The organism is Nocardia elegans NBRC 108235 (genome assembly GCF_001612845.1).
Classification (GTDB): Bacteria; Actinomycetota; Actinomycetes; order Mycobacteriales; family Mycobacteriaceae; genus Nocardia; species Nocardia nova.
In genome coordinates this window covers 1-23,889 of the sequence record NZ_BDBF01000052.1, presented here as the reverse complement: position 1 = coordinate 23,889, position 23,889 = coordinate 1, and the positions used below count along the sequence as shown (strand labels likewise).

Sequence of the window (23,889 nt, the reverse complement as noted above, 5' to 3'; positions counted from 1 at the left end):
AGAAACCCGATGGGGACACTATGGGATATCGAACAACCGGGCGCGTGGGTAACGTGCCGGGCGTGCACATCGCCATGTTCATGGACTATCACCCGGCGACGCTGGGCGGGGTGCAGACCGCGGTGGCGGCACTGCGCCGCGGCCTCGAACGCGCCGGGCACCGGGTGACACTGTTCGTGGCGCCGCTGTCGGGCACCCCGTCGCCGGCTACGGAAGCCGACGACGGGGTGATCGAACTGGCTCCGCTGGCCGGCGCGGTGGTGAACGGCTTCCCGATGGTGCTGCCCACCGCACGCAACGCCGCACTGATCGATGCCGCCTTCGCCGCTCGCGGCCCGGTCGATCTGGTCCACACCCACACCACCTACGGGGTCGCGATCTCGGGAATGAAAGCCGCACGGCGGCACCGGATTCCGCTCGTGCACACCGCGCAGAGCCGCGACGACGCCTTCATCGAGCACACCGCACCGGCGCCCTACCTCTCCGCGCTGGCGCTGCGAATCCTGCACGGCCGCTTCGTCAACCACCCCGCACGGATGCCGCGTGGCGCGCAGAGCCGGGCCGCCCGCCATGCGTGGCACACCATCGTGGGTCAGGGGCAGGCCGCCGACCGGGTCATCGCACCGACCCGCCATTTCGCCGACCTGCTGCTCGACCACGGCCTCACCCGGCCGATCCGGGTCGTGTCCAACGGCGTCGACGACGCACTCGTCGACATCCGGTGCGCGGTCGAGCGCGACGCCGACGGCCCGCTGCGGTTGATCTGGTGCGGCCGGCTCTCCGCGGAGAAGCGACTGCTCGAATCGATCGACGCGGTGCGCCGCGTCCCGGACTGCACCCTCGACGTGTACGGCGAGGGTGAACTGTTCGATCGCGCCGCCGCGGTTGTCGCCGAACACGGCCTCGCGGACCGAATCACGCTGCACGGCAGGGTTTCTCAGGAGCAATGCCTCGACGCCATGGCCGCCGCGGACGCCCTGCTGTTTCCGTCGTGGGGTTTCGACACCCAAGGCATGGTGCTTCTGGAGGCGATCGCCACCGGGCTGCCCGTGCTGTACTGCGATCCGGACCTGGCCGAATCCATCCCGGCGGGCGGCGGTCTGCGCGCCGACGACGCCTCTCCCGCGGCCCTGGCGGATGTGATCGCCCGGCTGGCGACAGATCGCGCCGAGCTGCTCGCGATGCGTGCCGAGATGGCCGGGTATCGGGATTCGGTGCGACAGTCCGGCCGCATCGACGCGATCGTCGAGGTCTACCGGCAGGCACGGGCCGATACCGAGCCCGCCGCGCAGCCGCCGGTGCCGCGACGACTCTCCGATGTCCCCACCGCGCCCGGCGCCCTGCCGTTGATCGGCCACAGCCTGCGCGCGCTGCGCGACGCACCGGGTTTCGTGACCTCGCTCGCCGACCTCGGCCCGATCGTGCGCATCCGGTTCGGCCGCAAGACCGGCTATGTGCTCACCACTCCGGAGCTGGTGCGCGAGGTCGGCCTCGGCGACGCGGAACTGAATCGCGACGACCTGCGGGAAGCGATCGCCGATGTGGCGGGCGGTTCGGTGAACGTGCTGCGCGGCGCCGAACACAAACTGCGCCGGCGCATGATCGCGCCCGCGCTACGGCAGAGCCGGCTCGCCGAATATACGGTCACCGCGGCCGGATTGGCCGATACCTGGTCGGCCGCACTGCCCGCCGGTGGCCGGGTCGACCTGATGGACGAGGCGCACGGACTGATCCTCGACACGGTGTCCTCGACGCTGTTCACCGCCGAATTCAGCGAGACGGCCCGCCGCCGGATTCGCGACAACGTGCCGTGGCTGCTGAGCCAGGTCATTCTGCGCACCGCGCTGCCGCCGCAGATCCGCCGCCTCCGGGTGATCGCGAATCGACGCTGGCAGCGCAAGGCACACCATCTGCGTGCCGCGATCGGCGCCGCGATCGCCGAGTACCGCCGCCGCGACGAGGATTTCAACGACGTGGTGTCGGCGTTGATCCGCCATACCGATCCCGAGACCGGCGCGCGACTGTCGGACGAGCACATCATCGACGAGGCCATCCTGATGCTGGCCGGTGGGGTCGGGTCGATGGCCTCGCTCACCGGCTGGCTGTGGCACGAGGTGATGCGGCGCCCCGATATCGCCGAGCGGATACGAGCCGAGCTCGACGAAGTGGTGGGCGCCGGCCCGGTGCGTGCGGAGCATATCGCCGAGCTCACCTACCTGAAACAGGTTGTCTCGGAAACTCTTCGGTTCTGGGGGCCGTGGATCAGCGCCGGTAACGCGTCGGGGCCGGTGACCGTCGGTGGACTCACCATTCCCGACGGCACCGCCATCATGTTCAGCCCGTATCTGGTCCAGCACGACCCGCGCCACTTCCCGAATCCCGAGGCCTTCGATCCCGACCGCTGGTCGCCGGACCGCACCGGCGAGATCGACAAGCAGGCGAACCTGTCCTTCGGCGTCGGTCGCCGGCGCTGCCTGGGCGATCATTTCGCGCTGCTGGAGATCACGCTCGCCTCGGCGGCGCTGCTGGCCCGGTGGCGACCCGAGCCGGATCCGGCCTACATCGTGCGGGCCTCGAACCGCGACTTCGTCCTCTCACCCTCCGCGATTCCGGTGACCCTGCACCGGCGTTAGCGACGGCGCAGCAGCACCCCGCGGATGAACGCCGCCTGCCCGGAATGCTGGATATCGTCGTCGACCACGCTGATCAGCCGCACGCCGAGGGTCACCGGCGGATCCCAGCGGGTGTCGACGATCCGCGGCAGGTCGGCGTCGGTGAGGGTGCGGACGTACTCGACGGTGCGGTCGTGGACGGCGTCGTGATAGCCCAGCAGCGACTCGGCCGGGACCCCGTCGAGGGCCGCCACCGCGTCCGGACCATCGCCGTATCCGGTCGCGGACTCGTCGAAGGGCAGATCGAAGCGGCGAGCCCAGCCGGCCGCCGTCCACACCTGTTCGGCGCCGGCCACGTCGGCGACATGGTCGTCCTGCACGCGGGTCAGATGCCAGATCAGCCAGGCGATGGAATTGGCCCCCGGATCCAGCCGCGCGGCCAGTTCCTCCTGGGTGAGCCCGGCGACCGCGCCGTGCACGTTCTCCTTGATCCGCCCGAAGGCGTCTACCAGCAGATCGGTGCTCGTCATGCTGGTATGCAAGCACATCGCACCGACAGTTCGGAGGAACCGGTGTGAATATGCCCGCTCACAAGGTGTTTCACCGTGGTTCACCGGCCCGGTCCGCCCCGGCGAACCGAGAGTGGAAGACGGACAGAGAGTTCGGCACGTTCCTGCTACCCTGGTCGACAGTCCGGTTACGGATGTCCGGCCGGGCGGCTAACCAAGCCTCTTGTCCTACAACAGATGTGGGGTGACGCTGTAGGACCATACCGACAGGTAGGACCATACCGACAGCGGAATTCTTCGTCGCGCTCGACAGTTCATTCTCTGGAGTCACATCTTTTGACCACACCACGTTCTGCACTGTCCGCACTGCCCGGCGCGGGCGGTCCCGCCACCTGCCCGGTCCAGCACATGGGCTCCCCGGTCGACACCGACGGCCCCCGGATCCTGCTGGACACACCGGAATTCGCCGCCGATCCACACGGCACGTATCGGGAGATGCGCCGGCGCTACGGTTCGCTGGTCCCGATCGAGCTGTCCCCCGGCGTCCCGGCCACGCTGGTGATCGGCTACCACACCGCGTTGCGGATCCTCAACGATCCCGAGCACTTCCCCGCCGACCCGCGGGCGTGGCAGGACACGATTCCCGAGGACTGCCCGGTGCGGCCGATGATGCAGTGGTATCCGAACGCGCTGCGCAACGCGGGCAACGTCCACCTGCGCTACCGGCAGGCCTATACGGCGGCCGTCGACGGCATCGACCTGCACGCGCTGCACAGCACGGTGGAGAAGATCGCGATCCCGCTGATCAACAGCTTCTGTGAGGCAGGATCGGCGGATCTGGTGTCGCAGTATGCCTTCCCGCTGGTCTTCGAATCGCTGAATCGCATGGTGGGATGTTCGGCCGAGCTGGGTCAGCGAGTGGCCACCGGTATGGCGGCGCTGTTCGACACCGTGAACGCGGCCTGGGGTATGGAACATCTGAGCCAGGCGCTGATGGAGCTGATCCACCTGCGTCGCGCCGAACCCGGCGACGACGTCACCTCGCGGCTGGCCCACCACCCGGCCAACCTCAGCGACGAGGAGATGCTCTACAACCTGATCAGCTTCTACGGCGCCGGCATCGAGCCCCAGCAGAACCTGATCGCCAACACCCTGCTGCTGATGATCACCGACGACCGGTTCGGCGGCGGCATGCTCGGCGGCAGCCTCTCCACCCGCGACGCGCTGGACGAGGTGTTGTTCAAGGATCCGCCGATGGCGAACTTCTCGATCAGCTATCCGCGCCAGCCCATCCTGATCGACAACGCCTGGCTGCCCGCGCATCAGCCGGTGGTCATCAGCCTGTCCGCGTGCAACAACGATCCGGTCATCGCCGGCGGCGACCGCACCGGCAACCGCTCGCATCTGGCCTGGAGCGCCGGACCGCACGCCTGCCCGGCCCGTTCGGTGGCCTACCTGGTGGTGCAGGACGCGATCGACCAGCTGCTCGACGCGCTGCCGGAGATGCGCCTGGCCATCGAGCCGAGCGAAATCACCTGGCGCCCCGGCCCGTTCCACCGTGCGATGGCAGCGCTACCGGTCACCTTCCCCGCATCTCCTCCGTTGAATTTGCTGTAAGGAGCTTCCGATGAAGCAGGAACCACTGGTGCTCGATCTGACCGGCGCCGATATCCACGCCGAGAACGAGCGCATCCGGGAACGTGGTCCCGTGGCGCTGGTGGAGTTGCCGGGCGGGGTGCCGGCGTGGTCGGTGACCGATGCGGTCGTTTTGAAGAATCTGCTGTCGGATCCGCGCGTGTCCAAGGATCCCCGCCGGCACTGGTCGGCCTATATCAACGGTGACATCAACGAGTCGTGGCCGCTGCAACCGTGGGTGGCGGCGCAGAACATGTTCACCGCCTACGGCACCGAGCATCGGCGACTGCGCAAACTGGTCGCGCCGGCGTTCACGCACCGCCGCACCACCGCGATGCGCCCGCGGATCGAGGCGATCGTGGCGGATCTGCTCGAGCGGTTGAGCGCGACCGCGCCCGGGGAGGTCGTGGACCTGCGCCCGAACTACGCCTATCCGGTGCCGATCCGAGTGATCAGCGAACTGCTGGGGGTGCCCGATCATCTGGACTCGGCCATCCACGCCTGTGTCGACGGCTTCTTCGACACCTCGTTCACACCGGAGCAGGCGCAGGCGAACTTCATCGAAATGGGCCGGCTGATCGGTGAATTGGTGGCGTTCCGCCGGGAGAACCCGGGCGACGACATCACCAGTGTGCTGATCGCGACCCGCAACGAGGACGGCGCCCAGCTCTCGGAGACCGAACTCGTCGACACCCTGATGCTGGTGATCAACGCCGGTCACGAGACCACGCTCAACCTGATCGATCAGGCCATCGTGGCACTGCTCACTCACCCGGAGCAGCGCGCCGATGTGGTCGAGGGCGGGGTGCCGTGGGCGGAGCTGGTGGAGGAGACGCTGCGCTACCAGGCGCCGGTCGCGCATCTGCCGCTGCGCTATGCCGTCGAGGACATCGAGGTCGGCGAGATCCGGATTCCGAAGGGTGAGGCGATTCTCGCCTCCTACGGTGCGGCGTGCCGCGATCCGAAGGTGCACGGCGAGACGACCGCCGAGTTCGACGTCCATCGGGCGAACAAGGAGCACCTCGCCTTCGGCCACGGTGCGCACCACTGCCTGGGTGCTCCCCTGGCCCGGATGGAGGCCTCGATCGCGCTGCCGGCGCTCTTCGAACGCTTCCCGGATCTGCGGCTCGCGGTCGATCCGTCCGAACTGAAGCCGCTGGGCAGTTTCATCTCCAACGGGCACATCTCGGTTCCGGTATACCTGCGATAGTTCGGCCGGTTCCGCGTCGGCGCTTGTCGGCGCGGAACCGCCTACTGTGGGATCTCGTGCGGGCGGCGTAGGACAGGGCAGTGCCACACCGGGAGGCGAACCGATGACGTATTCGGGCGTGCGGAACCTGTCGCATCCACTGTCCGCCGCGGTCGTATCGGTGTTCCCCGGCGATCCCGCGCCGCGGATCGACACCGTCGCCACACTCGACGACCACGGCTTCCACCTGCAAGCGGTTACCGTCGGCGAACACACCGGAACCCATTGGGGCGCACCGGCCCACTTCACCGCCGGTGCGGCGACGGCCGATCGGCTCGACCCCGAGGATTTCGTCCTGCCCGGCGTCCGGATCGATATCAGCGCGCGGGCCGAAGGCGATCGCGATTACGCGGTGACGGTCGACGATCTGCTCGAATGGCAGCAACGGCACGGCCCCTTCCCCGCCGAGGCCGCTGTCCTCCTGCGCACCGGCTGGGAAAGATACTGGGGTACCGCCGAATTCGCGTCGGTCGATGCGCAGGGCCGCATGCATCACCCCGGTTTTTTCGGTGGCGGCGGTGCATTGGCTGCTCGACCACGGCGTACTCGGCCGGCGCGGCGCCCTCGGCACCGACGCCTTCAGCCCCGATATCGGCACCGACGACAGCTATCAGGTATCGAAGCTGTTGTACCGCGAACACCGCCTCAGCCTCGAAATCCTCGCCCACCTGGGGGAACTGCCGGATCGGGACTTCACCGTCGTCGTGGGCGGATTCGTCACCGAGGGCGGGTCGGGATCACCGGCGTCGATATACGCGTTGATCGGATCCTGAACAGCCGATGGTGCTCGCGGCCCCGAGTCTTTCGGCTTCTCGGCGGATGTCCCGTACTCACCGCAGCGGTTCGAGAACTCGCTCCACCAATGCGGTGTCACAGTATTCGGTCACCTCGAGCAACTGCCCGGCTTCGACCCGGAATACGAAGCAGTAGTACTGGTCGTAGGCCTCGCCGCGGATCGTCGTGGCCGCACTGTGGGCCTGCACGACCACGCGATCACCGTCGGCGTGAACGGCGTCGGCGCTGATTCGGTAATCGGTGAACTGCGCCATCAGGGGACGCAGAAGACCCTGTACCGCAGTTGTTTTCGGTTCCCAACTGCCCGACCACGACCAGTGCCCGGGAAAGGTCCAGCGAAACCCCGGGGCCATCGCATCGCTCAGCGCCCGGGTCTCGCCGGCGGCCATCCGCTCGAAGATGTTCTGCAGCAGCGCTCTGTTCTCGTTCACACTCACTCAGCCGACGCTAAACACGGCCGACCTATGCGACAAGCGACGATCTCGCATCTCTGGTATCAGTATCTCGCATGGGTGAGTTCACCGTTCTCGGCTTGCGTGTCGTCCGCGAAGCCGCCCGCTGCGGCTCGTTCTCGGGCGCGGCGGACCGGCTGGGCTACACCCAATCCGCGGTCTCCCGGCAGATTTCGCTGATGGAGCAGGCGGCGGGACATCCCCTGTTCGAGCGGCACGCGCGCGGCGCCGCGCCGACCGCGGCCGGGCAGATCGTGGTCCGGCAGGCGGAAACGGTCCTGGCCGAACTCGACAGCACCCGCGAGCAACTGGATCGCCTGACCGCGGGCCCGCCCGCGACCGTGCGTGTCGGCGCGTTCTCGACCGCGATGGCGGCACTGGTGCCGAGAGCGGTGGCGGCGACGTCGGCGCGGGTGCCGCTGCGAGAGGGCACCAGTCCTCGGCTGCTCACCGCGATAGCGCGCGGCCGGCTGGACCTGGCCGTCGTCACCGAAACCGGCCCGCTTCCCGACGATGTGGAGGGGGAATTGCTACTCGACGATCCGCTGCTGGTCGCGGTCGCGCCGAGCCACCGGCTGGCCGGGCGGATCAGTGCGGCGCCGGCGGAATTTCGCGGCGAGCGCTGGATCGCGGGCAGCGCCGAGCACGGCAGCACCCTGCTCGGCGCGTGGCGCGATTCGCGGCACGAACCCGATATCGCCTTCGTCGCGCGGGATTGGGTCGCGAAATGGGGCCTGGTCGCGGCGGGTTCGGGCATCACCGTCGTGCCCGGTATCGCGGTGCCGGTGGTACCCGCGAATATCGCGTTGCTCCGGATCGACCACCCGGCGGCGGTGCGCCCCACCCGCGTCGTCCACAACTCGGCGCGCAACGCCGCGACCTCGGCGGCGACGCGGGCGTTCATCGAGGCGTTGCGCGATGCCGCGGCGGTCCTCACGAATGAGATGCGGGGACGGCTGCGCCCGATCGCCGCCGGGTCGCGAACGAACTCGCAGTCATAGCGCTCGCGGGCCGTCGCGACGAAAATATCTGCGTATCAGCGGAATTGGTCGCGGTGACGCTCGCACCATTCGGCGAAGGAGCGCGGTGCGCGGCCGAGCAGCCGCCGCACCGTATCGGTCCGCAGGCCGACGGTGTCGGCGCGCATCACCGTGAATCCCTCCAGAATCGCTGCCGCGAGCGCGGGGGGCGCGCCCTGGGGATAGCGGGACCGGACGGCCTCCTCGGCCGTCGTGGCGGTATGGACCGGGATCGGCCGGCCGATCGCGCGGGCCAGCACCTCGACCTGCTCGCCGATGGTGAAAGTCTGCTCGCCGGTGAGACAGTAGGTGGTGTCGTGCCCCGGCTCGGTGAGCGCGATCGCCGCCACCGCCGCGATATCGGCGGGGTCGATCGGCGCATAACGGCCGGGGCCGGTCGGATCGAACACGGGCCGGCCGGCGCGGATATCCGGCGCCCACTCGAGGGCATTGGTCATGAATCCGCCGGGACGCAGGATCGTCGCGGAAATGCCCGAACCACCGACGATTTCCTCGCGTTCGTGGTGCCAGCGTCCCATGGCCGGCATCGGATCGCCCAGCACGTTGTACGACGACACCAGCACCAGATGTCGCACCCCCGCTCGCCGCGCCGCCGCCACCGCATGCCGCGCGGGCTCCACCGCCAGCCCCGGAACGAGCAGGAACAGCGAGTCGATCCCCTCGCACGCCGCGCGCAACGCCGCCGGATCCGCCAGGTCGCCGGCCACACGTTCGGCGGAGGCCGGGAGGTCGGCGGCGCGAGCCGGATCGCGTACGAACAGGCGCATCGCCGCACCCGCGCTGTCGAGCCGCGCCACGAGCTCTCGGCCGATATGTCCGGTCGCGCCGGTCACCAGTATCATTTCTACCCCTAATCGTTAGCCGCCTATCAACAAACATTAGGCGGCTAACGACACGTGGTCAATCCGGTCGTCCTCGGTCCCCGGACTCCGGAGCGCACCGTCGAATCCTTCGACGCCATCCGCGCCGATATCGACGCCCAGCTCAACGCCCGGAACTACCACCACTCGACGTCGGTCGTGTTCACCGCGGATCGTCACTGGGTGGAATGGGCCGTGACGTGAACGACGTTGCCGCGCCGACGGTTTCGGCATAACGCCGGAACGGGACCAGCGCCTCCTCCTCCAGATGCGGCCCCGAGACGGCGATCTCCGCGTCACCGGCCCATACGAGCGCCGCGCTGCACATCGGGCACGGTTCGCCGCCGGCGTACACGGTCGCGCCGGCGAGATCGGCGGACGGACCCGCCGCCGTGAGAGCGGTGAGTTCGGCATGCGCGGTGACCACACCGGATTCGGCGCCTCCCTGCGGCGCGGTGCGCGTCAGTAGCTGAAGGTGGTGGCCGGGTCGTCGCCGATCCACTGCCACATCGGGATGGTGCCCTGCAGTTCGGCGTTGCCGACCAGGGCCGCGCTGTCGAGCTGCTTGGCGTCGAAGCAGATCGGGCAGACGAAGTAGCGGCCGCCGGCCGCCTCGTAGCGCTTGCACAGCTCCGGTAGCGGCGGGCACCCGTCGCAGGCGACGCCGACCGCGGTGTCGGCGAGGGCGAGCCGGACGGCTTCCTTGGTCAGGAACATCAGCGTTTCCCGGCCGGTTTCGGCGGCGCCGACCGCCACCAGGAACGCAACAGTGACCTTCTCCGGGTCCTCCAGACCCGTAGTCAGGCTGATCACGGCTTTCGACATCGCGAAACCTCGATTCGTGCATCGGTTCGTACTTCGAACGCTAGGCGCGAGGCGGGCCCCTGTCGTCGGGTGTTCACCCGACAAACGCCGATCAACCGGCGGCGGGGATGGCGCGCTCCACGATCGTGCGGACCAGTTCGGCGGCCCGCTTCTCGTCGAAAATGCCCGGGAGCGTGAGCCTTTCGAGGATGAGCCAGTTCAGCGCGAGGTACAGCAGCACCACGGCGTCCTCGTCGCCGGGCAGCTGCGACTCCCGGAAGTTGCTGATGTTGAAGTCCAGATCCGCGCGCACTCGCTCGGTCAGCAGCGCCTGCAGTTCGGGACGTCGGGTGGCCTCCAACCGGAGTTCGAGAATCGCGAGATAGCCGGTGCGGAAATGGAAGACCCGCTCGACCACCTCGGTCATGAGTTCGGTCATGGTCTCGCGGGTCTGCGGTCCACGCGATTTCGCCATCGCTTCCTCGCTCGGGATCAGCCGCTCGTAATAGCGATGGCCGACCTGAACGAGCAGCGCATCCCGGTTGGGAAAGTAGTTGGACGCCGTTCCCGACGGCACTCCCGCCTCCTGATCCACCGCCCGAAAGGTCAGCCCGCGCGCCCCCTCCCGGGCCAGGACCTCGATGGACGCGTCCAGCAGAGCCTGCCGGCGTTCCGGGTTCGTGCGCACCACTTGACACCACTCCATTCGTAGTACTACGGTTCAAAACACTTCGTTCAGAGTACTACACCTGAGGCGGTAACGATATGCGAAAGCACCACACCACCTTCCCTGCCCAGGCCAACCAGCGGCGCTTCGTCACACGCCCCGTGCCTCCGCGCACAGTCACCAATTCCAAGGGCGGGTGGCCCCGGCACGGCAGGCACGGGGCCCGGTAACGGACGACGTGCCAGGTGTCCGAATCGTTCGACCGGCCGGAAACGGCCGGAACAGGAGTGGAATGCATACCGACGTGATCATCGTGGGCGCGGGCCCGACCGGCCTGATGCTGGCCGCCGAACTGCAGGCGGCCGGAGTCCGGCCGCTGGTGCTGGAACGGCAACCGCGACCCCGTGACACTCCGAAGGCCGGCGGGCTCGGCGGGCAGATTCTCGAGTTGTTGCGCTACCGGGGCCTGCTGGATCGGTTCGAAGCGGCCTGCACCGATCCGATACCGGCTCCGCGGTTCCCGTTCGGCGGTGTCCATGTGGACCTCACCGGGCTCGCCGAGTCTCCGATGCACGCCTTGCCGCTGCCGCAACAGCAGCTCGAGCGGGTGCTCGGCGAACGCGCTGATGAACTCGGCGTCGACATCCGGCGCGGACATCAGGTGCTGGACGTGATGCAGGACACCGACGCGGTCACCGCCCACGTGCGGGGCCCGGACGGCACCTATCGGGTCACCGCCCGCTACCTCGTGGGCTGCGACGGCGCCCGCAGCCGGATTCGCGACCTGGCCGCAATTCCGTTCCCCGGCACCGTCTATCCGGAGGTCAACCGGCTGGCCCAGATCACGGTGCCCGATTCGGTGACCCGGCTCGACAACGGCGACCTCGACGTCGACGGTTTCGGAATCATCCGGGCGGGTTTCACGCGCACCGACCGCGGGCTGTTCGGGATGGGCGTCTCGCCCACGTCGGAGGTGTTGTCGGTCTACACGATCGAGGACGAGTCCGTCGAATACGACGACGACGTACCGCTGACCGTCACCGAACTGCAGGACAGCGTCCGCCGCGTGCTCGGCGCGGAACTCCCTGTGGCACAGACGCATCGGCTGTCACGTTTCACCTTCAAGGCCCGGCAGGCCGAACGCTGTCGCGAGGGCCGGATCCTGCTGGCCGGCGATGCGGCCCATCTGTTCCCGGCCACGGGCGTGGCCCTCAACGCCGGCATGCTGGACGCGGTCAACCTGGCGTGGAAGCTGGCCGCCGAAGTCCAGGGCTGGGCGCCGGACGGACTGCTGGACAGCTACCACGACGAACGGTATTTCGCGGCGGCGCGCACCATGCTGCACACCCGTGCGCAGGTGGCGCTGCGGCGTGGGCACGACCCGGCGGCCGAGGCGCTGCGGGCGGTCTTCCAGGAGCTCCTCACCGACGATCAGCCCCTGCGGCGCATGGGCGCCCTCATCGCCGGCGCCGATATCCGCTATGAGCTGCCGAACCCGAACGGCCACGCCGCGACCGGCACCTTCGCACCCAACCTGGCCCTGCGCACCAGCGAGGGCAGCACCGACGTCGCGGCGCTGCTGCACGACGCGCGGCCCGTCCTGCTCGATCTCGCCGGACGGCCGGAGCTGCGCGCGGCGGCACGAGAATGGGGACACCGCATCGAGATTCGCACCGCCGAGACCGCCGATCGGACCGCCGACGCCCTCCTCATCCGCCCGGATGCGCACATAGCCTGGGCCGCGGCCGTCGGCGAACCCGCGGACACCGCGGAGTCCGGCCTGCGCGCCGCGCTGCAGCTCTGGTTCGGCGCACCGGTGCAGCCCGGTGTTCCGTCGGAAACTCCGGTCGGCGGCTAGTGCGGCCGGCGGCCACAACGCTCGGAATGTGGCGCCGGATCGACGAAAAGCGGCCCCGGAACCAGTAGGTTCCGAGACCGCTTTTCCTAGTAGCGGGGACAGGATTTGAACCTGCGACCTCTGGGTTATGAGCCCAGCGAGCTACCGAGCTGCTCCACCCCGCGTCGGGTAGGGACAACCTTACGCAACCGCACGGGAAACACCAAAACGGCTGGTGACAGAGGTCGGAAACTACGCGTGAGCCACTTCAGCGGCCTGCCCACTTGCGAAACAGCCGACGCGACGAGCCGTCCTGGGCGGATGCCGGATGGCCGGCGCACCATTGGTCGGCCGGAACGGCGGCCCGGACCCGAGCGACGTGCCGACCGCAACCGGACCACGTCGTCTTGCCGCACACCCTGCATCGAACGGGACTACACATGCCGAGGACCTTTTCCGTTCGTGATCACGCCGGGCCGTCGCCGGCATCGACGGCATCGGCGAACTCGCAGAACGCTTCGTAGGCGCGAGCACCGTAGATCGTTGCCGGGCCGCCGTGCATGAGGAAGGTAACGCCGATGGCCTCCGCGGCCTCCTGGCGCGTGGCCCCGGCGCGCGCGGCCGCTTGCCCGTGCGAGGCGATGCAACCGTCACAGCCCTCGACCACGCCGATGGCGAGCGCGATGAGTTCCTTCGTCTTGCGATCGATGGCTCCCGGCGCGAACGCGGCTTTGCTGAGTTCGCCGAAACCCTTGTACACCTCGGGGATCGCGTGACGTAACGCGCGATGCTGCGGCGAGAGCTCTTGGAGCACGGCGGCGCCGTGGCGGGACGGGCGCTCACTGAGTACGGACATCCGGCATTCCTTTCATCAGCTGTGGTCCGTCGCGGGTGGTGCGGGGAGAACCACGTACGGGCTATCCCCCCGGGGGGATATGAGACAACAATAGCATCCCCCCGGGGGGATATGATTCATGGGTACGGTCCGCGACGGGCCGGACGAGACGCTGGAGGAACAGATGCAATTCGAACCGGACGAGGTGAAGGCCGTGATCACTCGCATGAAGCGTGCACACGGCCACCTGGCGACCGTCATCCGCATGATGGAAGACGGTGCGGAGTGCGAGGATGTGCTCACTCAGCTCGCTGCGGTCAACAAGGCGCTGAGCCGCAGCGGTTACGCCTTGGTGGCGACCGGTCTCCAGCACTGCCTCACCAACGGCAGCCCGGACGGCGCCGACCTGAAGAAGATGGAGAAGCTGTTCCTCTCGCTGGCGTGACGTCACGGCACCTCCCCGGCGAATCCGTTGCGAGCGCGGTGAATTCGGGGGCGAAGTAGTCGGTGTAGGCTTTCGGCCCGTGGGTAATAGCTGGCTGCGTCGTCTGTCCCCCGCTCCGGAGAACGGATCGCATACGGTGGTCTGCTTTCCTCATGCCGGCGGATCCGCCATCTCGTACGGGCCGCTGGCCAAACGCCTGGGATCGGAATACGACGTCCTCGCCGTGCAGTACCCCGGGCGGCAGGACCGACGGCGCGAGCCGCTCGTCGACACCATTTCCGGGCTCGTCGACGGGCTGTTCACCGAATTGACCGAGACACTCGCCGACGCCTCGAGTTTTTCCCTGTTCGGCCACAGCATGGGATCCGCGGTGGCATTCGAAACCTGCCGGCGCCTCGAACGCGAAACCGACGCGCGCCCGGCGGTGCTGTTCGCCTCGGGACGCCGCGCTCCGTCACAACAGGGCACCGAGGTGATGCACACGCTGAGCGATCGTGAGCTGGCCGATCATCTCCTGAACTACGGCGGCACCCCGGCGGCCCTGCTCGAGGATCCGGAAATGCGCGACATGATCCTGACCGTCACCAGAAACGACTACCGGGCCATCGAAACCTACGCCTGCGCCCCGGGGGCGACCGTCGCATGTCCCATCGTCGCACTGGCCGGTGATCGCGACGCCGATGCGAGTCTCGCCGATCTCGAGGTCTGGCGCTCGCACACCACCGGAAGTTTCTCCGCCCGAACGTTTCCCGGCGGCCATTTCTTTCTCGACGCCAATGGCGATGCGGTCGCGCGGTTGATTTCCGAGCACAGTTCGCGGGCGCTGTCGAGTTAGCCGGGAACGACCGGGCGGGCGTATCCGCCCACCCGGTCGCGGCCCTCAGTGCGCGAGCCAGTCCTCGATCGCCTCGGCGACCTCCGCCGCGCCGTCCTCGAGGATCGTGAAGTGATCGGCCGCCACCGGCACGACGGAATGCGCCGCGTCCCACGGCCGGGTCTGCCAGTCCGCACGTTCCGAGGAGCCGTCCAGGAACGATCGCGCACACTGGACGAACAGCGTCGGTGTGTCGACCGAACCCGGCACCAGCTCGTGCAGCAACTGCACGTACCGGCCCATTCCGGTGAGCCGAGCCTGATCGAAACGACCGAACGTGGCCTCGTGGGACACCATGTGTTCGGCCATCTCTCGCAGCAGCCATTCCGCACCCGCGTGCGCCGGATAGGTGTCCAGCATGACCACGCCGGCGGGAGCCGGACCGCCGGTCGCCTCCACATACTCGGTGACGAGGTAGGCCAGCAGACCACCCGAGGAGTGCCCGACCAGGACGAACGGCTCACCCTGCGCGGCCTCGAGCACGCCGCGTGCCAGCGCCGCCAGTGCGGCTGCCGGCGTCGCCGGTAGCGGCTCGCCCGCACCGAAACCGATCAGCGGCAGTGCCAGGACATCGCGGCCGGTGCGCAGCTGCGACGCGATCCGGGCGTACTGGTGCGCACCGCCGGTGGCCAGCGGCGGATTGAGGCAGATGATCCGCGGCAGGGCCGAGCCCGCGGCCAGGCGCGCGGGCGCCGGCAACCGTTCCGGTTGCTCGTCCGCGGTGAACTGGTCCCGCAGTTCCGCCACCGCTCGCAGCAGGGCGAAGCCCTTACCGGCCTGACCGTTCGTGACCGCGACGCGGAACATCCCGTACAGCGAATCATCCTGGGCCGCTCGGCCGTTGGTCTGTTGTGGCGCGGCGCCGAGTTCCTCGCGAAGATGCCGGGCCAGTACCGCGGGCGTCTTGTGGTCGAAGATCGCCGCCGTGGACAGCGTCAGTCCGGTGGATGCGTTGAGGACGCCGCGCAACTCCATGGCGGCCAGCGAGTCGAATCCCGATTCGAGGAAATCTCGCTCCGGGTCGAGCGCCTCGGTGCTGCCGTGCCCGAGCAGCCGGGCAGCGTGGTCGAGGATGTGCGTCAGCAGCCACCGTTCCTGTTCGGCCTCCGGCAGTTGCGCCAGATGGTTGCGCAGTGCCGCGGCGTCCGGCGTCGTGGCGCGCTGCCGGCGTCCCGTCGTCGCGGCCAGATCACCGAGGAGGGCCGGGACCGACTCGCGGGCACGGAGTACGGCGTGATCGATCGCGACCGGCACCTGCACCGGACGACCGGAAGACACTGCCGCATCGAACAATTCGAGTGCGGTGCCGGCGGGCAGCGGTGAAAAGCCTTGGCGCCGCATCCGCTGCCGGTCGGCCTCGCCGAGCCATTGCGACAGTCCGGTGTCGATATCCCACATGCCGTAGGCGAGTGACGTCGCCGGCAAGCCTTCGGCGTGGCGGTGCGTCGCGAGCGCGTCGAGGAACAGATTGGCCGCCGCGTACCCAGCCTGGCCGGCGGGCAGGATCGACCCCGCCACCGAGGAGATCAGGACGAATGCGGACAGTCCGGCCTCGCGGGTGAGCTCGTGCAGATACCAGGCGGCGTCGGCCTTGGCGCTCAGGCAGTGGTCGATCCGATCCGGGGTCAAGGTATCGACCAGGCCGTTGTCGGCGACCCCGGCCGCGTGCACGATCGCGCCCAGCGGATGCTCGGCGGGGATCGATCCGAGCAGCTGCCGCACCGCGTCGCGGTCGGTGACGTCGCAGGCCGCGACCCGGACCCCAGCGCCGAGAGCGCCGAGTTCGGCGACCAGATCCGCGGCGGCGTCCGGACCGCGCCGACCGGCCAGCACCAGGTGGCGCACCCCGTGCTCGCGCACCAGATGCCGGGCGAGGTGGCGGCCGATCCCACCGGTTCCTCCGGTGATCAGGACGGTCCGTTCGGGATCCCACGCGGTGGGCAGGGTCGCCTCGGCAGACGCGGCCCGGACGAGTCGCGGCACCCGCGTCCCGGCCCCGTCGACGGCCAGTTCCGGCTCACCCGTCGCCGCGGCGGCCACGAGGTCGTGCGTCGCGACGGCCTCGTCGGCCTCGATGAGCACGATTCGCCCAGGATTCTCCGCTTGCGCCGCGCGCACCAGGCCCCACACGGCAGCAGCGGCCGGATCGCCGGTCGAGTCGGTGATCACCGCGAGAGTGCTCGAGGCACAGCGTTCGTCGGCCAGGAACTGCTGAACGACGGCGAGTGTGGCGTGCAGCGCCGTGCGCAGCCGCGCCGGCACCGCGACCTCCTCGACCGGAGGGCGGTAGACGAGGACCGAAGCCGGTTCCCCCGTACCCCACTCGGCCCAGGAGATATCCGCCGTGCGGGGCGGCTGCGGGCCGGGCCGCCACGCGAGTTCGTACAGTGCGTCGTATGCGGGACGAGACGAGGCCGCGAGCACGTCGGGTGAGATCGGCCGCAAGGCGAGCGATCGCACCGAAAGCAGCGGCGCGCCACCGGAATCGGCGATCTGCACCGTGACCGCCTCGTCCCGTCCGGTCAGCCGCACCCGCACCCGGCGGGCGCCGTCGGCGTACAGACGCACCGACGACCAGGTGAACGGAACCAGGGTCTGCGGCTCGGCCCGCTCGCGCGGAGCACCGACGGTGAGCGCGTGCAGGGCCGCGTCGAGCAGCGCCGGATGCATGCCGTAACCGTGTGCGGTGGTCTGTTCCGGCAGCGCGACCTCGGCGAAGAGTTCGTCACCGCGCCGCCACACGGCCAGCAGACCGCGGAAGGCCGGACCGTAGTGGTAGCCGTGGTCGGCGAGTTCGTCGTACGCGCCGTCCACCGCGACCGCCGTGGCGCCGGACGGGGGCCACTGCACGAAATCGGCCCAGTGCGCCGGTTCGCCGGTATCCCCGCTCGGGCTCAGCCGGCCCTGCGCGTGATGGGTCCACGGGACTGCCGGGTCGTCTTCGTCCCGGCGTGAGTAGATGTCGACGGGCCGATGACCGGCCTCGTCGCCGTCGCCCACGACCACCTGGATCTGCACGCCGCCGGGTCCGCTGAACGTCAGCGGTGCCCGCAGTGTGAGGTCCGCGAGTTCCGGACAGCCGACCTGCTCTCCGGCGTGGACGGCCAACTCGACGAAACCGGTTCCGGGCAGCAGGACTACGCCGAGTACGTCGTGATCGGCCAGCCACGGATGCGTGGCCGTGGACAGTCGCCCGGTGAGGCGGACGCCGCCGCCTTCGGGTTGCGCCACCAGCGCGCCCAGCATGGGGTGTTCGGTGGACCGCAGGCCGAGCGCCGACGGCTCTCCGGAATGCAGCCGGCCCGTGGCCCAGAAGCGGCGGTGCTGGAAGGGGTAGGTCGGCAGATCCATCCGCCTGCCCCCGGTGCCGGCGTAGTAGCGGGTCCAATCCACCGTCGCACCCGCGACGTACAGGCGGGCGAGCCCGGTGAGCACGGTCGCGGGGTCCGCGTGGTGGCGCTTGGTGAGCGCGATCGCGGTTGCCGTGTCGTGGGTTCGGGCGATCATGGGCGTCAACACCGCATCGGGCCCGACTTCGGCGAATCGTGTCACGCCCAGTTCCGCCATGGCGAGGACCGCGTCGGCGAATCGCACCGCGTCCCGAACCTGCCGCACCCAATAGGACGGATCCGACATCTCGTCGGTCACCCTGGCGCCGGTTGCGGTGGACACCAACGGCACGTTCGGACGCCCGAACGTCAAAGCCTCGATCGTCGAGGCGAATTCGGCCAGCATCGGCTCCATCGACGCCGAGTGGAACGCATGCGACACCCGCAAACGATGTGTGCGCCAGCCTCTTTCGGTGCACCTTCCGGCAACAGCCGTCACATCGGCGTCGACACCGGACAGCACCACCGAGGACGGGCCGTTCACCGCGGCGATCGCGACGTCGCCGGTCAGCAGGGCCGAGACGTCGGCCTCGGATGCCTCGACGGCGATCATCGCTCCACCCGCGGGCAGTGCCTGCATCAGTCGCCCGCGCGCCGCCACCAGCACACACGCGTCCTGGAGCGACAACACCCCGGCCACATGTGCGGCGGCGACCTCACCGATCGAATGACCGGCCACCACATCCGCGCCGAATCCCCAGGATTCGAGCAGCCTGTACAGCGCCACCTCGAACGCGAACAAACCCGCCTGCGCGAACACGGTGCGATCGACCAGGTCATCGCCCGCCAACGCGTCGTGCAGCGAAACATGCTGTGCCAGAAGCAGATTCAGCTTGCCGGCGATCGCATCGAATTGCTCGGCGAACACCGGATACGCGGTGCGGAGTTCGGCCGCCATACCGGCCCACTGCGCGCCCTGCCCCGAGAACACCACACCCGTCGAACCGGGTAGCACCCGACCGGAGACGACACCGGGCACGGTGTCGCCCGCTGCCAGCGCCCGGACGCCCGCGAGCAGATCGTCACGATCCCGGCCCACGACCACGGCCCGATGCTCGAACACCGCCCGCGTGGAGGCCAGCGAGAAGCCGACATCGACGGCATCCGGATCGTGGGCGTCCACATGCGAGGCCAGGCGGGCCGCTTGTCCGGTCAGTGCGTCGTTGCCGCGCGCCGACAGCGTCCACGGCAGGACGGCCGGGACGGTTGTCACCGCCGGCGCGGTTTCGGCTGCCGGGGCCTGCTCGACGATGACGTGCGCGTTGGTGCCGCTGATACCGAACGAGGACACACCCGCACGGCGCGGACGATCCACCTCCGGCCACGGCACCGGCTCGGTGAGCAACCGCACCTGACCTTCGGACCAGTCGACCTTGGTACTGGGCGCATCGACGTGCAGTGTCCGTGGCAGTTCCCCGTGGCGCATGGCCATGACCATCTTGATCACACCACCCACACCCGCAGCGGCTTGGGCGTGGCCGATATTCGACTTCAACGACCCCAGCCACAACGGACGATCCGGGGCACGATCCTGCCCATACGTGGCAAGCAACGCTTGGGCCTCGATCGGATCACCCAACGTCGTCCCCGTACCGTGCGCCTCGACCGCATCCACATCCGCGGGCGAGAGACCGGCATTGGCCAACGCCTGCCGGATCACCCGACGCTGCGACGGACCATTCGGCGCCGTCAGACCATTCGACGCACCATCCTGATTCACCGCCGAACCCGCCAGCACCGCAAGAACCTCGTGACCATTGCGCCGCGCATCCGAAAGCCGCTCCAATACCAGCATGCCCGCCCCCTCGGACCAGCCCACACCGTCGGCGGCATCGGCGAACGACTTGCATCGACCGTCGGGGGACAGCCCGCGCTGGCGGCTGAATTCCACGAAGGTCTCCGGTGTCGCCATCACCGTCACGCCACCGGCCAGCGCCAGATCGCATTCCCCCGACCGCAGCGACTGCGCCGCCAGATGCATCGCCACCAGCGACGACGAACACGCCGTATCCACCGACACCGCAGGACCTTCCAACCCCAACGTGTAAGCGATACGCCCGGAGACCAGACTGCCGCCCGCGCTGTTGCCGCTGCCCTGGGCGTAGTCGTGGTACATCACGCCGGCGAAGACACCGGTCGAGCTGCCCCGCAGCACGGTGGGGTCGACACCGGCACGCTCCAGCGCTTCCCATGTCGTCTCCAGCAACTGTCGCTGCTGGGGGTCCATCATGGTGGCCTCGTTGGGGCCGATGCCGAAGAACTCGGGGTCGAAATCGGCGGCGCTGTGCAGGAATCCGCCTTCCCGGGTGTAGGACTTCCCCGCGCGACCGGGTTCCGGGTCGTAGATGCCGGCGATGTCCCAGCCGCGGTCGGCCGGCAGCGTCGTGATCGCATCGGCGCCGTCGCGCACCAGATCCCAGAGTTCCTCGGGAGAGGTGATACCACCGGGGTACCGGCACGCCATTCCGACCACCGCGATCGGGTCGTCGTCGACGGCCCGGGTCGCGGTGACCTCGGTGTCCCGGCCCGTGCCGGTGAACTCCTCGGCGAGATGTCTCGCCAGTGCCTCGGGTGTCGGATAGTCGAACACCAGGGTGGCGGGCAGCGGCAGGCCCGTGACGGCTTTGAGGGCGTTGCGGAATTCGATGGCGGTGATCGAATCGAAGCCCAGTTCGTTGAAGGCGCGGTCAGCGGCGATCGAATTCGCGTTCTCGTGGCCGAGAGTCGCGGCGATCTGCCCGCGCACGATCTCCACCAGCACGCCGAAGCGTTCGCTGTCGGGAGTGCTCGCCACCCGGGCGCGCAGCGCCGTGAACATGCCGGAGGCCGCGCTGCGGCGGGTCGGCGCCAGGTCGGAAAGCAGTGTGGGCGGGGCGGTTCCGGCGTGGCGGATGCTGTCGGTGTCGAGCCGGGCGAGCACCGGCGCCGGCACGTCGATACCGGTCGCGGCATCGAACAACGCCAGTCCCTGATCGGCCGAGAGCGGTAGCAGCCCCGAGCGGGACATGCGGTGCCGATCGACGTCGCTGAGCTGCCCGGCCATACCTCCGTCCCACAGACCCCACACCAGGGACGTACCGCATCGGCCGGTCGCGGCGCGGTGGATGGCGAGCGCGTCCAGGCAGGCGTTGGCCGCGGCATAGTTGCCCTGTCCGGGGTTGCCGAACGCACCGGCCACCGAGCTGAACAGCACGAATGTCCGCAACGGCAGTTCGGCGGTCAGCTCGTGCAGATGGAGTGCGGCATCGACCTTGGGCCCCATCACCGTATCCATCCGCGCCGGAGTCAGCGACGCCACGGCACCGTCGTCGAGCACGCCGGCCAGGTGGAAGACGCCGGTCAGCGGGTGCGCGGCGGGTATGTCCGCCAGCACCGCGGCCAGCGCGCCGCGGTCGGCGACATCGCAGGCGGCGAATTCCACCTCGGCGCCGAGGCCGCCGAGTTCGTCTCGCAATTCGTTTGCACCGGACGCGGATTCGCCGCGTCGGCTCAGCATCAGCAGGCGGCGGACGCCACGGGTGGTGACCAGGTGCCGGGCGAACAATCCGGCCAGCAACCCGCTCGCACCGGTGATCAGCACCGTCTCGTCCGGATCGAACTCGACCGCCTCGGGGGCGGCGGGAGCCGTCCGGACCAGGCGTGCGGCGTGCACTCGCCCGTCCCGCACGGCCACCTGCGGTTCGGCCGCGGCCAGGATGCCGCCGAGCAGATCGTCGAGCGCGGCATCGGTGTCGATCAGCACGAAGCGGCCGGGGTTCTCGGCTTGTGCCGAGCGGACCAGGCCGCCGACGGCGGCGCCGGCCAGATTCGTGATGTCCTCTCCGGCCACCGACACCGCATTACCGGTCCGGACCACGAGGACCGAGTCGGTGAATCGCGGGCTCGCCGTCCAGGACTGCAACACCTCCAGAACGTGGTGCGTCGCGGCGCGGATCGCGGCGGGATCGTTACCCGCCGGGCAGTCCAGCACCACAACCGGCGGTATCTCGTCGCCGAGTTCCGGCCATGCGGCCGTGGCGATGTCGGCCGCGTCCACCTCGATCGGGGTCCAGTCGATCCGGAACAGGGCATCGCCCACGGACGCGCCGGTGGCGAGCTGCGCGGGATCGACGGGACGGGAGGCGAGGTGGCGGACCGTCGCCACCGGAGCGCCGGTGCTATCCGCCAGATCCAGCGCCACGCCCCGTTCCCCGACGCGGGTGAGCCGAACCCGCACCGCGTCGGCCCCCGCCGCATAGACGGTGACTCCGGACCATTCGAACGGCAACGCCGGTCCGTCGGGCCGCGCGTCGGCGAATCGCAGCGCATGCATCGCCGCGTCCAGCAGCGCTGGATGGACGGCGAACCGCTTTGCGTCGGGCCTGGCGGTCTCGGGCAGTTCCACCTCGGCGTAGAGGACGTCGCCGCTCGCTCGCCAGACCGCGCGCAGCGCCTGGAACGCGGGACCGTAGTGGTATCCCTGCGCGTCGAGGGCGTCGTACACCCCGTCGATATCCACGGCGACCGCGCCGGTGGGCGGCCAGGTCCGCAATTCGACAGCGATGCCGGGGGTTTCGGGCGCGAGAACGCCTTCGGCGTGGACCGTCCAGGACGGCAGCGCATCGGCCTCGTCCTCGAGGCGGGAGTAGATCCGCACCGGGCGACGACCGGCCTCGTCCTCGGCGCCGACCACGACGCGCACCGCGGTGCCGGAGGATTCCGGCAGTGTCAGCGGGGCTCGCAGGACGAGTTGCTCGAGGTGATGACAGCCGACCTGTTCGCCGGCGTAGAGGGCGAGTTCGACCAGGCCCGTGCCGGGGAACAGGACGGTGTCCATGACCGCGTGGTCGGCCAGCCACGGGTGCGTCCGCAGCGAGAGGCGGCCGGTGAGATCCGTACCGTCGGAGTCCGGCTGGGACACCACGGCCGAGATCAGCGGATGTTCCGCGGCGACCAAGCCCATCGCCCGCGCGCCGCCGGATGTCGTGGACGCGTCGGATATCCAATACCGTCGACGCTGGAAAGCGTAGGTGGGCAGATCGATTCGCCGGGCGCCGGTTCCCGCGTAGAAAGCGCCCCAGTCGACGTCGGCGCCTGTGACGAACAGCGTCGCCAGTCCGGCCGTCAGAGTCGACGCATCCGCTTGGCGCCGGCGGGCGGGCGCCACCACCACCGGGGACGCGGCGTCGAGGGTCTGGGTGACCATCGGGGCCAGCGCCGCATCCGGTCCGACCTCGGCGAAACGAGACACCCCCAACTCCGCCATCACCGCCACCGCATCGGCGAACCGCACCGAATCCCGAACCTGGCGCACCCAATACGACGGGACCGACATCTCATCGGTCACCTTCGCGCCGGTCGCCGTCGACACCAACGGCACAGTCGGCCGACCGAACGCCAAACCAGCTATCGCCGCCGCGAATTCGTCCAGCATCGGCTCCATCAACGCCGAATGGAACGCATGCGACACCCGCAAACGATGTGTGCGCCAACCTTTTTCCGCACACCGTCCCGCGAGAGCCACCACAGCGGCTTCCACGCCGGACAGCACCACCGAGGACGGGCCGTTCACCGCCGCGATCGAGACCTCACCGCTGAGCAAGGCCAGCACGTCGGCTTCGGACGCACCCACCGCGACCATCGCCCCACCCGCAGGCAACGCCTGCATCAAACGACCACGCGCCGCCACCAACACACACGCATCCCCGAGCGACAACACACCCGCCACATGCGCAGCAGCGACCTCACCGATCGAATGACCCGCCACCACATCCGCCCGCACCCCCCACGACTCCAGCAGCCTGTACAACGCCACCTCGAACGCGAACAAACCCGCCTGCGCGAACACCGTCCGATCGACCAACGCCTCGTCCGCCAACGCCACCGACAGCGAAACCGATTGCCCGA

18 protein-coding genes, 1 tRNA gene and 1 pseudogene are annotated in these 23,889 nt (G+C 69.2%); 10 read left to right on the top strand and 10 right to left on the bottom strand.

The annotated features are described in order from the left end of the window. Window positions 1-44: 44 nt before the first annotated feature. Window positions 45-2,633 (top strand): cytochrome P450, encoded by a 2,589-nt coding sequence (locus NE2_RS34570; protein WP_233429906.1) that lies wholly within the window; start codon window positions 45-47, stop codon window positions 2,631-2,633. On the opposite strand, the gene NE2_RS28935 is transcribed toward NE2_RS34570, so the two are convergent. Then, window positions 2,630-3,142, bottom strand: a complete 513-nt coding sequence (locus NE2_RS28935; protein WP_063031202.1) for a mycothiol transferase — start codon at window positions 3,140-3,142, stop codon at window positions 2,630-2,632. The two genes, NE2_RS34570 and NE2_RS28935, sit on opposite strands and share 4 nt — an antisense overlap. Before the next feature lie 387 nt (window positions 3,143-3,529). On the opposite strand from NE2_RS28935, the gene NE2_RS28930 reads away from it, so the two are divergent. The 4 genes and pseudogenes from NE2_RS28930 to NE2_RS37335 all read left to right on the top strand — a co-directional run bounded on the left by NE2_RS28930 (window position 3,530) and on the right by NE2_RS37335 (window position 6,778). After that, on the top strand, window positions 3,530-4,738 hold the full coding sequence (locus tag NE2_RS28930) for a cytochrome P450 family protein (RefSeq protein ID WP_063031200.1): 1,209 nt from the start codon (window positions 3,530-3,532) through the stop codon (window positions 4,736-4,738). Between the two features lie 10 nt (window positions 4,739-4,748). Further along, entirely contained in the window at window positions 4,749-5,966 is a 1,218-nt protein-coding gene (locus NE2_RS28925) for a cytochrome P450 family protein (protein ID WP_063031198.1), read from the top strand. Between the two features lie 103 nt (window positions 5,967-6,069). Continuing rightward, a pseudogene (locus tag NE2_RS37340) lies at window positions 6,070-6,450 on the top strand (cyclase family protein); the annotation flags it as partial. 28 nt (window positions 6,451-6,478) lie between these two features. Next, window positions 6,479-6,778 (top strand): cyclase family protein, encoded by a 300-nt coding sequence (locus NE2_RS37335; RefSeq protein ID WP_233429905.1) that lies wholly within the window; start codon window positions 6,479-6,481, stop codon window positions 6,776-6,778. A 57-nt stretch (window positions 6,779-6,835) separates the two neighbouring features. Here the strand turns inward: NE2_RS37335 and NE2_RS28915 are convergent, their stop codons facing one another. After that, window positions 6,836-7,237, bottom strand: coding sequence for a nuclear transport factor 2 family protein (locus NE2_RS28915; protein ID WP_063031197.1), 402 nt, complete (start codon window positions 7,235-7,237; stop codon window positions 6,836-6,838). A 71-nt stretch (window positions 7,238-7,308) separates the two neighbouring features. On the opposite strand from NE2_RS28915, the gene NE2_RS28910 reads away from it, so the two are divergent. Beyond that, entirely contained in the window at window positions 7,309-8,253 is a 945-nt protein-coding gene (locus tag NE2_RS28910; RefSeq protein WP_063031195.1) for a LysR family transcriptional regulator, read from the top strand. Between the two features lie 35 nt (window positions 8,254-8,288). Here the strand turns inward: NE2_RS28910 and NE2_RS28905 are convergent, their stop codons facing one another. Then, window positions 8,289-9,134, bottom strand: coding sequence for an NAD(P)H-binding protein (locus NE2_RS28905; RefSeq protein ID WP_063031193.1), 846 nt, complete (start codon window positions 9,132-9,134; stop codon window positions 8,289-8,291). Window positions 9,135-9,188: 54 nt separating this feature from the next. Between NE2_RS28905 and NE2_RS36035 the strand changes: the two genes are divergently transcribed. Further along, the gene (locus NE2_RS36035) at window positions 9,189-9,356 is read left to right on the top strand and encodes a hypothetical protein (protein ID WP_157110976.1); all 168 of its coding nucleotides are present in this window, start codon (window positions 9,189-9,191) and stop codon (window positions 9,354-9,356) included. Here NE2_RS36035 and NE2_RS28900 read toward each other — a convergent pair. The 3 genes from NE2_RS28900 to NE2_RS28890 all read right to left on the bottom strand — a co-directional run bounded on the left by NE2_RS28900 (window position 9,316) and on the right by NE2_RS28890 (window position 10,647). Continuing rightward, window positions 9,316-9,660: a tRNA-specific adenosine deaminase gene (locus tag NE2_RS28900; RefSeq protein WP_084494400.1), complete on the bottom strand. Its 345-nt coding sequence runs from the start codon at window positions 9,658-9,660 to the stop codon at window positions 9,316-9,318. The two genes, NE2_RS36035 and NE2_RS28900, sit on opposite strands and share 41 nt — an antisense overlap. Next, window positions 9,615-9,977 carry a DsrE family protein gene (locus tag NE2_RS28895; RefSeq protein WP_174553994.1) on the bottom strand — a complete coding sequence of 121 codons (363 nt, stop codon included), beginning with the start codon at window positions 9,975-9,977 and terminating at the stop codon, window positions 9,615-9,617. The genes NE2_RS28900 and NE2_RS28895 overlap by 46 nt, the downstream gene beginning before the upstream one ends. Window positions 9,978-10,068: 91 nt before the next feature. Then, entirely contained in the window at window positions 10,069-10,647 is a 579-nt protein-coding gene (locus NE2_RS28890) for a TetR/AcrR family transcriptional regulator (RefSeq protein WP_063031189.1), read from the bottom strand. 268 nt (window positions 10,648-10,915) lie between these two features. Here NE2_RS28890 and NE2_RS28885 point away from each other — a divergent pair, with 268 nt between their 5' ends. After that, window positions 10,916-12,481: an FAD-dependent monooxygenase gene (locus NE2_RS28885; RefSeq protein ID WP_063031187.1), complete on the top strand. Its 1,566-nt coding sequence runs from the start codon at window positions 10,916-10,918 to the stop codon at window positions 12,479-12,481. A gap of 90 nt (window positions 12,482-12,571) precedes the next feature. On the opposite strand, the gene NE2_RS28880 is transcribed toward NE2_RS28885, so the two are convergent. The 3 genes from NE2_RS28880 to NE2_RS28875 form a co-directional block, all read right to left on the bottom strand. Further along, a tRNA-Met gene (locus NE2_RS28880) sits at window positions 12,572-12,645 on the bottom strand. An 83-nt stretch (window positions 12,646-12,728) separates the two neighbouring features. Then, a complete protein-coding gene (locus NE2_RS37820; RefSeq protein WP_501039980.1) occupies window positions 12,729-12,902 on the bottom strand; it encodes a DUF8730 family Cys-rich protein in 174 nt (57 codons plus the stop codon). 24 nt (window positions 12,903-12,926) lie between these two features. Next, a complete protein-coding gene (locus NE2_RS28875; RefSeq protein ID WP_030517992.1) occupies window positions 12,927-13,316 on the bottom strand; it encodes a carboxymuconolactone decarboxylase family protein in 390 nt (129 codons plus the stop codon). Window positions 13,317-13,479: 163 nt separating this feature from the next. On the opposite strand from NE2_RS28875, the gene NE2_RS28870 reads away from it, so the two are divergent. Beyond that, entirely contained in the window at window positions 13,480-13,740 is a 261-nt protein-coding gene (locus NE2_RS28870; protein ID WP_063031252.1) for a metal-sensitive transcriptional regulator, read from the top strand. Between the two features lie 79 nt (window positions 13,741-13,819). Further along, window positions 13,820-14,575: a thioesterase II family protein gene (locus NE2_RS28865; protein WP_063909509.1), complete on the top strand. Its 756-nt coding sequence runs from the start codon at window positions 13,820-13,822 to the stop codon at window positions 14,573-14,575. Window positions 14,576-14,620: 45 nt separating this feature from the next. Here the strand turns inward: NE2_RS28865 and NE2_RS28860 are convergent, their stop codons facing one another. Continuing rightward, a complete protein-coding gene (locus tag NE2_RS28860; RefSeq protein WP_233429904.1) occupies window positions 14,621-23,866 on the bottom strand; it encodes a type I polyketide synthase in 9,246 nt (3,081 codons plus the stop codon). Between the last annotated feature and the right edge of the window lie 23 nt (window positions 23,867-23,889).